Origin of the sequence: Hydrogenophaga sp. 5NK40-0174, from assembly GCF_040372165.1 — a bacterium.
Classification (GTDB): domain Bacteria; phylum Pseudomonadota; class Gammaproteobacteria; order Burkholderiales; family Burkholderiaceae_C; genus Hydrogenophaga.
This window is the reverse complement of sequence record NZ_BAABWG010000001.1, coordinates 1209640-1220570: the sequence shown is the minus strand read 5'-3', so window position 1 is coordinate 1220570 and position 10931 is coordinate 1209640. Positions and strand designations below refer to the sequence as shown.

Here is a 10931-nt window from a genome sequence, read left to right as displayed (position 1 = left end):
GCACTTGCAAGACTCGCGCGAGAACGCGAACCAGAACACAGACAACAAGTTAACGAAGCCAAGCGAAGCGAAACGATTTATGGAAATAGAGACGCCACCTACCGATCGAAACGAACCCAAGCCCGACGGCGAGCGCCGTGGGCTGGTGATGGTGCACACCGGTGACGGCAAAGGCAAGAGCACGGCCGCGTTTGGTTTGGCCATGCGCGCCTTTGGTCGCACCCACGTGCACGGCAAGAAGGTCAAGATCTTTCAGTTCATGAAAGTGCCATCGGCACGGTTTGGTGAACACCGCGTTTTTGAGATGCTTTCGGAAATGGGGCCGCCTGTGGCCGAAGAGATCAAACGAGACAAAGAAAGAGAACCCATCATCCAGGGGCTTGGGGATGGTTTCAGCTGGAAAAGCAAAGATCTGGATCATTCCGCGCAATTGGCGCGCGATGGCTGGGAGCGCGCCAAGGCCGCCATCATGGATGGCGAGCATTTTCTGGTGGTGCTTGACGAAATTACCTACCCACTCATCTACGGATGGCTGCCGCTGGAAGACGTTCTTCAGACGCTTAAAGACAGGCCACGTGATGTGACGGTTTGCCTGACCGGGCGCCGTTGCCCGCAGGAAATCATCGACCTGGCGGACACGGTGACGGAGATGACCATGGTCAAACACGCCTACAAAGCGGGCATTCCCGCACAGCGCGGTATTGAGGACTGAGCCGTCCGCAACAGGCCCGTCATGGCTCATTTGAATACGCATAAGGAGGAAACACCCTTGGACATGAAAGTTGCAGAGCAAAAAGTGCGCGGCCCGGTGTCGCGCCGCGTGACCCATGAAGCTGCCGAGGCAGGTGAAGAGCGGTGGAGCCGGGATGCGGTGAAGGCACTGCTGAACTTGCCACTGCCGGAACTGATGTTTCGTGCGCAAGAGGTGCACCGCGCCAACCACAACCCGCTGCACATGGAGCTGGCCACTTTGCTCTCGATCAAGACCGGTGGTTGCCCAGAAGACTGTGGCTATTGCCCGCAATCGGTTCACCATGAAACCGGGGTGGAGGCGACCAAAATGATGACGCCCGATATGGTTCGCGAAGCAGTACTCGGCGCCAAGGCTGCCGGGGCATCGCGCTTCTGCATGGGCGCAGCGTGGCGCGCACCGAACGACCGCGACATTGAAAAAGTGGAAGCACTGGTTCGCGTGGTCAAGGAAGAGGGCCTGGAGGCCTGCTGCACCTTGGGCATGCTCAGCGACGGTCAGGCGCAGCGCCTGGCCGATGCCGGACTGGATTACTACAACCACAACCTGGACACTGCGCCAGAGTTGTATGGCGACATCATCAGCACCCGCGACTACCAGGACCGGCTCGATACGCTGGACAGCGTGCGTCACGCCGGGGTGAAAGTGTGCAGCGGCGGCATCGTGGGCATGGGCGAGTCGCGCGATCAGCGTGCTGGCCTGATCGCTCAACTGGCGAACCTGTCTCCGTATCCGGAGTCGGTGCCCATCAACCAACTCGTTAAGGTGCCAGGTACGCCGTTGGCGGATGAAGAAGACCTGGATCCACTGGAGTTTGTTCGCACCGTGGCCGTGGCGCGCATCACCATGCCAAAGGCCAAGGTTCGGCTGTCAGCCGGCCGCCGCCAGATGGACGATTCGACGCAGGTCCTGTGCTTTCTGGCTGGTGCCAACTCCATCTTCTATGGCGATCGGTTGCTGGTGACCGGCAATGCCGACATCGAGGCAGACCAGGCCTTGCTGGCACGCGCTGGCATGACGACCTCACAAGGTCACGCCTGAACCATGACAGAGTGGGCCCGCATGGCTGACGCTTCGACAATACTCTGGCCCCAGGCCTGGGTGTTGGGTGTGGCCATGCTGGGCGCCATGGCGGTGGATGCCCTTTGGGGTGAGCCAGCCAGCCGCTGGCATCCTGTCGCGTGGATGGGGACGATGCAAGCCAAGCTGGGGCGCTGGATGGCACCTCGAGAACCTCACGAAGCTCAAGCACATCAAGAAGCACAGCCTCCAGCAACGTCACCCTCGCCGACCTTTCAGTGGATGAGGGGCGCGGCGGGTTGGTGTTTGGGATTGCTTCCGTGGTTAGTCCTCGCGTGTTTTGTTCAGTCGATGTTGTTGACGCTGCATTGGGGCTGGCAATGCTTGCTGCTGGCCTTGCTGTTGAAACCGATGCTGGCCTGGCGCATGTTGCGGGACGAGTCGGCTGCCGTGGAGCAGGCGCTGGCAACGTCCCTGGATGCAGGCCGCGAGCGCGTGAAATGGCTGGTGAGCCGTGACGCATCAGCGCTGGACGCGTCGGGCGTACGGTCTGCTGCCATTTCCACCTTGGCAGAGAACCTGTGCGATTCTGTGGTGGCACCGCTGTTCTGGTTTGCCGTGGCGGGATTGCCCGGTGCCGTGGTCTACCGTTGGGCCAACACCGCAGACGCCATGTGGGGCTACCGTGGTGCAAGGGGCGGGCGTGTGTGGACACATGCCGGCCACTGGGCCGCTCGCACCGATGATGCGCTCAACTGGATACCGGCACGATTCACAGCCATCTTGGTATGGCTGGTGAGTCATCCTGCGTCCGTGCGGGGCTTGTCTTCGCAAGCGCGGCTGACCCCATCGCCCAACGGGGGATGGACCATGGGAGCCATGGCGATGTGCGTTGGCATCACCTTGAACAAAGCCGGCGTGTACACCTTGCATGCCGGTGGCCGGGCACCAACAGCAAATGACACAGCCCGTGCGATCACGCTGGCGGCGCGCGCGGCCTGGTTGGCCAGTGCCAGCCTGGCCTCGGCCATGGTGGCGATCAGTCTTTCGATGGGATGAACCCAGGCCGATGATGAATCAACTGCCCGATCGACGAATTCATGGTGGACCCAACGGCGGTGCTGCAGTCCGCTGGGATTTCTCGACCAATGCGAATGCTGTTGGGCCGTGCCCTCTCGTAGTGGATGCACTGAAGAATCTCGATGCAAGGGCCTATCCCGACCCTGCATCGGCTCGCGTACGTCACGCCCTGGCCGACTTGCACGGTGTGGCATACGAGCGCATCGTCGTCGCGGCAAGTGGGAGTGAGGCCATCGCACGCATCACCGCCTGGGTGGCCCGGGACGGTGGGCAATCTTTTTGGGCCCCGGCGCACGCTTATGGCGACTACCGTCATTTTTCGAACCAATGGCATTTGACGGAGGTCGAACACCCAGAAGACGCAGAGCTGGTGTGGTGGTGCGACCCGGCCAGCCCGACAGGAGAAATGGAACGGGGCAGGCAGGCGCTGAGCGCATCGTTGCCAGGGCGTGTCTCCGTGCTCGATTGTGCTTACGCGCCATTGCGGCTCGATGGCGAGCCTGTTCCATCTGCACAAATGGACAAGGTGTGGCAGCTGTGGTCACCCAACAAGGCTTTGGGCCAGACGGGCGTGCGCGGTGCTTATGTCATTGCACCAGAGGGTGCTGAAGCCATGGCGGAGCGGCTTTCAGCCTTGGCACCTTCGTGGCCCCTGGGTGTTCACGGCGAGGCCATGCTGCTGCAATGGACGAGACCAGAGGTCCAAGCGTGGGTTGAGGCATCCAAAGCTACCTTGCGCGACTGGCGAGAGTTGCTGCTGCAACATCTGAACATGGCAGGGTGGACATGCCTGCCGACGAACACCCATTTCCTGTGTGCCATGCCGCTGCGACCGGTCAACGGTGAGAGCGCTGCGATGGCCGGTTTTCGGTTGCGCGATGCGACCTCTTTCGGGCTGCCTGGCTACTGGCGTTTGAGCGCCCAGCCAGAGGAAGCGGTGACCGCGCTGTATCGCTGGTTGATTGGCGCCAAGGCAGCGCGTGGGTGCGAAGCATGAGCCAGGCATCGCTCGCCCAATGCGTGATGGTGCTGGGCACCACGAGTGGCGCCGGCAAGAGCTGGCTGACCACGGCCTTGTGCCGCTACTACGCTCGGCAAGGCTTGCGAGTGGCGCCGTTCAAGGCGCAGAACATGAGCAACAACGCACGGGTAGTTGAGGCGATTCCTCCCACATTCCGCCGTTTGCGTGGGTCGCTGGGCGCGGATGGCCAATTCTCGTCGATGGGTGAGATCGGTTCTGCCCAGTATTTCCAGGCACTGGCCGCTGGCGTCGAGCCGGACGTGCGCATGAATCCTTTGCTGCTCAAGCCGGAAGCAGACACGCGCAGCCAGGTGGTGCTGATGGGGCAGGTAAGTCAGGAACTGAGCCAGATGCCTTGGCGCGGCCGCAGTGAACGGGTGTGGCCACACATCTGCGAAGCACTGGATGATTTGCGGCGTTCGTTTGATGTGGTGGTGATCGAAGGCGCGGGCTCTCCGGCCGAGATCAACCTGCATGAGAGCGATATCGTCAACATGCGCGTGGCGCGCCATGCCCACGCCAGTTGCCTGTTGGTGACCGACATCGATCGTGGTGGCGCATTTGCCCACCTGTATGGCACCTGGGCACTTCTGCCGGATGATGAGCAAGCCTTGATCAAGGGCTTTGTGTTCAACAAGTTTCGTGGCGATGCGGAACTCCTGGCGCCCGGGCCAGATATGCTCGAGGCCCGCACGGGTATCCCGCTGGTGGCCACACTGCCCATGTGGTGGCATCACGGCTTGCCAGAGGAAGATGGCGTTTTCGACGACCGGACGCGGGTGGCTGGGGAAGTTCGCACGACGGTGGCCGTGGTGGCCTATCCCCGCATCAGCAACCTGGACGAATTTCAGCCGCTCAAGAATGTCAACGGGCTGCGACTGGTCTGGGCTCGAACGCCGGCTGATTGCGCTGCCGCGGACTGGATCATCTTGCCCGGCTCCAAACACACCAGTGCAGATCTCGCATGGCTGCGGGCTCAGGGGCTGGATGCGGCCATAGCCAGCCACGCCAGAGCAGGCCGTCGGGTCCTGGGCATTTGTGGCGGATTGCAGATGCTGGGCGAGGCGCTCATCGATACCCATGGTGTGGACGGCAATGCGCCAGGCCTGGGTTTGTTGCCCTTGGTGACAGCCTTCGCTGCCGCAAAAACCGTGCGGAAGGCGAGCATCTGTTTTGGCGATATGCATGGCGAATGGGCCGCACTGAGCGGCGTCACCGCAAGCGGCTACGAGATTCACCATGGCGAGACACAGGCGCACCCGGCCATGATCGCGGCAGGTGAGCAGGTGTTTTCATCGGTACCTGAACTGGCTTGGCACAATGGTGCCGGCAACGTGATGGGCATCTATGTGCATGGCCTGTTTGAAGACGAGCGCGTGATGCGCGCGCTCTTCGGTGACCGTGCACAAATCATGGATCAGGTGTTCGAGGGCTTGGCCGATTTTGTGGGCGAACATTTCCGCCCCGGCTTTCTCGACGCACTGGTCCGGCAGGGAAATCCAAGTACCCCGGGAGATGAACCTCAAGGAAAAAAAGACAAATGAACGCTTTGACGTTGAAGATTGAGAGTGTTGACAATGCTGCCCTGCGTGAGCGGCTGCAGCACATCGTTGACAACAAGACCAAGCCGTTGGGCTCATTGGGGCGCCTGGAGCGGCTCGCGGTGGACATCGGAATGGTGCTGGGCACCGAGGCGCCTGATATTCGGCAACCGCAGATGGTTGTGTTTGCCGCAGACCATGGTCTGGCTGCGAAAGGTGTATCTGCCTATCCCAGTGACGTGACCTGGCAAATGGTGGAGAACTTCCTGGCGGGTGGCGCCGCTGTCAGCGTGCTGGCACGCCAGCATGGGCTGGGCCTCACGGTGGTCGATTGCGGCGTCAACAAGGACTTCGCTCCGCGCGAGGGACTGCTGGTGCGCAAGGTGGCGCACGGCACACGGGATGCCAGCGAAGCGCCAGCCATGACGGACGCACAGTGCCAGGAGGCCATCGACAATGGCGCGGAGGTGGTGCGCGGTTTGCCTGGCAATGCCTTGCTGCTCGGCGAAATGGGCATCGGCAATACGTCGGCTGCTGCGATGCTGCTGGCGCGTCTGGCCAATCTCAGCATTGCCGATTGCACGGGCGCAGGTACAGGGCTGGATGCAGAGCGGGTGAGCCGAAAAATCGGCATCTTGCGGGAGGTGCTGGCCCGCCACGCGGCGGCCACCAGCCCACTGGCTGCCTTGGCCGCTCTGGGTGGTCTGGAAATCGCCACCATGGTGGGCGCGGTGCTGCAAGCCGCCCATGACCGGCGGGTGATTGTGGTCGACGGCTTTATCGCGACGTCTGCAGTGCTGGTGGCGGCCAAGTTGCAGCCACACGTCTTGCAGCGCTGTGTCTTTGCCCACCGCTCAGGCGAGCGAGGCCATGCGCTGATGCTGGCGCACCTTCGGGCAGAGCCACTGCTGGACCTGGGCCTTCGTCTTGGGGAAGGGTCGGGTGGCGCCTTGGCCTGGCCGTTGCTGCAGTCTGCCTGCGCCGTCGTCCGTGAAATGGCCTCCTTCGAGTCCGCGGGTGTCTCGCGCGAGGAAGAGGGCGCTGAGGCATCTCAGTCATAACCCGCCTGGCATTCATGCGCTTCGCGCAGCCGATCCGGCACTTTCTGCTCGCTGTCCAGTTCTTCACCCGGATTCCGGTGAACGGGCGGCTGGCGGAATGGGTCGGCTATTCGCCGCAAATGCTGCGGGCGAGTGCGGCGCACTTTCCTGGCGTGGGCTACCTGCTCGGAGGCATGACCGGTGCACTGTTTTGCCTGATGGGCTTGGCTTTGCCGGATCTGGCGGCCAGCCCCTGGGTGGCGGCCACCGCTGCCACTGCACTGGGTGCATACCTGACGGGTGCTTTTCACGAGGACGGCCTGGCGGATCTGGCCGATGGCCTGGGGGGAAGCATGGACCGCGGCCGCGCGCTGGAGATCATGAAGGACTCGCGCATTGGCTCGTTCGGGGCGGTGGCTTTGGTGCTCAGCCTGCTGGCAAAGGTCGGCTTGCTGGCCTTGCTGATGCAGGCCTTGGGCGCAGTGGCAGCGACCGCAGTGTTGGTGGCTGCGGCCGTGGTTTCACGCTTCATGCCTCTCTGGCTGATCCGGCTCTTGCCTCACGTTGGCAATGAAGGCGGGTCCAAGTCCAAACCGCTGGCTGACCAGATCTCCGCGCCCGCGCTGGCTGTGGCGGTTCTGTGGATGCTGCCGGCCGCCATCAGCCTGCACTCGGTCTGGCCCTCTTTGCCATGGTGGAGCGGCGCGGTGGGCGCTGCTCTGGCCTGGGCCTGGATGTGGCGCCTGCTGGCGCGAAGGCTTCAGGGCTTCACGGGGGATGCGCTGGGGGCGACACAGCAGCTGTGCGAAGTGTTCTTTTACCTGGGTATGGTCCTGGCCTGGGCGCCGGGCCACTGACGCATTCCACATGGACTGCCAGTGCATCACTGCGCGGCAGACACGACGATGAAACTATGGCTGTGGAGACACGCACCTGTCTTGCTGGACGCGGGGCTTTGCTATGGAGCCACCGATGTGCGATCCAATGAGTCGCTGACGGACAAGGCTGCCAATGAACTGGCCGCACTGGTGCCGCAGGGTGCATCCTTGTGGGTCTCGGCCCTGGTGCGTGCACAGCAGCTGGCAGATGCGGCGCTGCAGCGCCGCCCGGATCTGGCTTTTGCAGGGGCAGATGCACGCATCAACGAGATGGACTTTGGCATATGGGAGATGCAGCGCTGGGAAGATGTGCCGCGCCCTGCCTTCGATCGCTGGATGGCGGACTTTGGCCACCACCGGTTTGGCGGCAAGGAAAGCACAGGCGACGTCCTCATTCGCGTGGCCAGCCTGCTGCAAGACGTGCGCAATACCGGAGTGGCGCATGCGGTATGGGTCACCCATGCGGGAGTGATCCGGGCGGTGCAGTACATTGTGAGCAAGGGGGCTACCGATATTTCGGACGTGTCACACTGGCCTGAACTGGCGCCATCTCCGGGTGGATACTTGTGCATTGACGTCTGAGTGTTGTGGCTTCCCGACGGACCGCAGACGACCTCGACGAGAAGCTTCACTTGCCAAACCGATTGAGCCTTGCACAGATGAAAGCGGTGGCCCTGGGGCTGCTGTTTGGCGCATTTGCGCTCTACGTTCTGGCGACTGCCATGGAAGGCCGGCACCTTGCCTGGGGCTATCTCGGCGCCGCAGCCGAGGCCGCCATGGTGGGGGCGCTGGCCGACTGGTTTGCCGTTGTCGCCCTGTTTCGGCATCCCCTGGGTTTGCCAGTGCCGCACACGGCCATCATCATGGCCAACAAGGACCGGCTGGGCGACCAGTTGGCCCGTTTTCTCGACGAGCATTTTCTGGCGCCCGATCACCTGGCCCTGTCTCTGGCACGCGTGGATGTTTCGTCGGCCATGTCGGACTGGCTGCAAAGGGATGAAAACACGCAGCGACTGGCTTCATGGATGCGGGAGGCAGCACCCGGCATGCTCGAGGTGCTGGACCAGACGGCGGTGCGCGAATGGGCTGCCGACCTGGCTCGCAAGGTGCTTGAGCGAGTGGAGCTGGCAACGCTTGGCGGGCAGGCGCTGGAGGCGCTGGTTGCTCACCAGCATCACCAGCAGTGGCTGGACCAGTTGCTGCAGCAACTGGCCGACTGGGCTGCGCAGGACAACGTGCAGGAGCACTTCACCGATGCCATCGCCAAGGAGTTGCGTCAGCTCAAATACGTGGGCCTGGACCAGGCCGCTGCACGTCTGGCCACGCGCAAACTGGTGGCGGCTTTGAGCACCATGCTCGACGAGGTGGCGCAAGATGCTGTACATCCGATGCGCAAGCGGTTCGACCAATGGATGATCGAGACAGCGGAGCGCCTGCAGCATGACCAGGCGTGGCAAGCCCGGGTGGCGCTATGGCGTGACACCTGGCTGGCACAGCCGGGCTGGCAGACGCCGATTGAAAAAGGGTGGCATGAGCTGATGCTCAAGCTTCGCGACGAAGCGCAGCAGCCGGATGGCCGCTGGCAGAGCAAGTGCGCCGAGCTGGCCGCCATGCTGGGCCAGCGCCTGAAGGATGACGCTTCGCTCAGAGACTGGGTCAATGTCCAGGCCCGGCAGGTCTTGCAAACCTTGCTCCAGGTCAATCGGGGGCGCATTGTGGGTTTCGTCTCTGAGCGGGTTCACGCCTGGGATGCACGCGAGCTCAGTGACGTTCTGGAGAGTCACATCGGACGGGACTTGCAGTTCATTCGCGTCAATGGCACGGTGGTGGGTGCCATGGTCGGTCTTGCCCTGCATGCCGTCACCATGGGCGTGCTGTCATTTCCGGCGGTGCAGGCATGGCTGCACTGAGCACTGCTCTCAGGCCCTGGTCTTGGGCTTGAAGTCGCACCACTGAGCCACGGCGCACTCGGGGCATTTAGGCTTGCGCGCCTGGCACACATAGCGACCATGCAGAATGATCCAGTGGTGGGCGTCGACCAGGTAGGCCTTGGGAACCCGCCTGAGCAATTGCTTTTCCACCTCCAGAGGTGTCTTGCCCGGAGCCAGACCGGTGCGGTTGCTCACGCGAAAGATGTGGGTATCCACCGCCATGGTGGGCTCCCCAAAAGCCACGTTGAGCACCACGTTCGCGGTTTTGCGACCAACGCCCGGCAAGGCCTCCAGCGCCTCGCGAGAGCGCGGCACCTTCCCGCCGTGTTCCCTGACGAGGATTTCGCAGGCTTGCATCAGGTGTTTGGCCTTGCTTCGGTACAGGCCAATGGTCTTGATGTAGCTCTCCAGACCAGCCAGTCCCAGGTTGAGGATGTTCTGCGGCGTGTTGGCCACCGGGAACAGAAGCCGGGTTGCCTTGTTCACTCCCACATCGGTTGCCTGCGCCGAGAGGAGTACCGCTGCCAGCAGCTCGAAAACGCTCGTGTACTCCAGCTCGGTGACCGGATTGGGGTTGGCTTGCTGGAGAGTGGCGAAGAAGGACTCGATGCTGGCGCGATTCATGGTGAGCGTAGGGGGCTGTCTTTTGTCTTGCCGCCATCGCAGCGGAACACCATCATTGTGCCTGCAGCCGGATCTCTCTCCACGCCTCGTCTCGCCGCGCCAGGTCATCCAACCTCGCTTGGTGCTACTGACCCAGCCAGCCAAGCAGTTCTTTGAGGCGCTGCTCGGTTCCGGTATCAAACCCTTCGATACCAATGGTGGCCAGCACTTTTCTTCCTTCAGCGGTGGACTCCATCTGTGCCAAGGCGCCTTGCATGGCCTTGACCTGTTCGGGCTTGAGCTTGGATGAAGCCACCATGGGGAAATATGGCTGCGGAATGCTGGCATGCAGAATGCGCATGTTGTCCTGCTCGAGGCGCTTGGCCACGCCGGAGTAAGAGGCCACGCCACCCACGTCGGCAAACCTGTTGTTGAGAAAGAAGGGAACGGCTCCCTGTTCACGGACGCGCGTCACGGTCTCTTTCTCGACGTCGATGCCCTCGCTGCGGAGCATGGCCGTGCAGAACTTCGTCATGTACGCAGCGGGGCTTGGCAGCGCTATGCGCTTGCCCTTGATCTGGTCCAGCCGCTCGATGGGGGCATCTTTGGGCACGATGATGAGGCAGCGCCCTTCCGGTTTGGCGCTGGCCACGTACTGGTAGCCATAGTCGCGCATGCCTCTGGCCGGATAGTCGCTGGGCCTGGCCATGGCCAGATCGTAGATGTTCTTCTGCAGGCCATCTTCGAGAAATTTGAATTCACGCACGAATACCACGTTGACCTTCTGGCCAATGGCTTTTCCGAGGACTTGGGCCAGGCCCTGGTACTTGGCAATGACGCGCCCATGATCTGTTCCGCCAGAAGAGCCTTCGCTGATGGCGAACACCAGATCGGCTGCGACGGCGTTGGCGCCGGTGGTCAGTGAGAGTGCGGCAAGTGTGATCGCGGCCAGTGCTCGCAACGAGCGCACGCGTATCGATGGCGTTGATTTGTTCATCGCTCCATCCTTAATGAATGATAGAGCGACTACTGTAGGCCGGGAGAGGCTCAGATGTCACGTCTTGTG

The 10931-nt window shown here is 62.3% G+C and carries 11 protein-coding genes; 9 read left to right on the top strand and 2 right to left on the bottom strand.

Features of this window, described 5'->3' with window-relative positions; all coding sequences use genetic code 11:
- Positions 1-79 precede the first annotated feature (79 nt).
- The 9 genes from cobO to ABWV89_RS05600 all read left to right on the top strand — a co-directional run bounded on the left by cobO (position 80) and on the right by ABWV89_RS05600 (position 9241).
- Positions 80-712 (top strand): cob(I)yrinic acid a,c-diamide adenosyltransferase, encoded by a 633-nt coding sequence (gene cobO / locus ABWV89_RS05640; RefSeq protein ID WP_353395084.1) that lies wholly within the window; start codon positions 80-82, stop codon positions 710-712.
- A 63-nt stretch (positions 713-775) separates the two neighbouring features.
- Positions 776-1792 (top strand): biotin synthase BioB, encoded by a 1017-nt coding sequence (bioB, locus tag ABWV89_RS05635; protein WP_353395082.1) that lies wholly within the window; start codon positions 776-778, stop codon positions 1790-1792.
- A gap of 3 nt (positions 1793-1795) precedes the next feature.
- On the top strand, positions 1796-2830 hold the full coding sequence (cbiB, locus tag ABWV89_RS05630; RefSeq protein ID WP_353395080.1) for an adenosylcobinamide-phosphate synthase CbiB: 1035 nt from the start codon (positions 1796-1798) through the stop codon (positions 2828-2830).
- A 10-nt stretch (positions 2831-2840) separates the two neighbouring features.
- Positions 2841-3848, top strand: a complete 1008-nt coding sequence (locus tag ABWV89_RS05625) for an aminotransferase class I/II-fold pyridoxal phosphate-dependent enzyme (RefSeq protein WP_353395079.1) — start codon at positions 2841-2843, stop codon at positions 3846-3848.
- Positions 3845-5416, top strand: a complete 1572-nt coding sequence (locus ABWV89_RS05620; protein WP_353395077.1) for a cobyric acid synthase — start codon at positions 3845-3847, stop codon at positions 5414-5416. The genes ABWV89_RS05625 and ABWV89_RS05620 overlap by 4 nt, the downstream gene beginning before the upstream one ends.
- Positions 5413-6474 (top strand): nicotinate-nucleotide--dimethylbenzimidazole phosphoribosyltransferase, encoded by a 1062-nt coding sequence (gene cobT / locus ABWV89_RS05615; RefSeq protein WP_353395076.1) that lies wholly within the window; start codon positions 5413-5415, stop codon positions 6472-6474. The genes ABWV89_RS05620 and cobT overlap by 4 nt, the downstream gene beginning before the upstream one ends.
- 14 nt (positions 6475-6488) lie before the next feature.
- Positions 6489-7310: an adenosylcobinamide-GDP ribazoletransferase gene (locus ABWV89_RS05610; protein ID WP_353395075.1), complete on the top strand. Its 822-nt coding sequence runs from the start codon at positions 6489-6491 to the stop codon at positions 7308-7310.
- Between the two features lie 48 nt (positions 7311-7358).
- Entirely contained in the window at positions 7359-7913 is a 555-nt protein-coding gene (locus ABWV89_RS05605; protein ID WP_353395073.1) for a histidine phosphatase family protein, read from the top strand.
- A 50-nt stretch (positions 7914-7963) separates the two neighbouring features.
- On the top strand, positions 7964-9241 hold the full coding sequence (locus tag ABWV89_RS05600; RefSeq protein WP_353395071.1) for a DUF445 domain-containing protein: 1278 nt from the start codon (positions 7964-7966) through the stop codon (positions 9239-9241).
- A 9-nt stretch (positions 9242-9250) separates the two neighbouring features.
- Here ABWV89_RS05600 and nth read toward each other — a convergent pair whose 3' ends face one another.
- Both nth and ABWV89_RS05590 read right to left on the bottom strand, forming a co-directional pair.
- Entirely contained in the window at positions 9251-9886 is a 636-nt protein-coding gene (nth, locus tag ABWV89_RS05595) for an endonuclease III (protein WP_353395070.1), read from the bottom strand.
- Between the two features lie 124 nt (positions 9887-10010).
- Positions 10011-10862 carry a phosphate/phosphite/phosphonate ABC transporter substrate-binding protein gene (locus tag ABWV89_RS05590; RefSeq protein ID WP_353395069.1) on the bottom strand — a complete coding sequence of 284 codons (852 nt, stop codon included), beginning with the start codon at positions 10860-10862 and terminating at the stop codon, positions 10011-10013.
- Positions 10863-10931 lie beyond the last annotated feature (69 nt).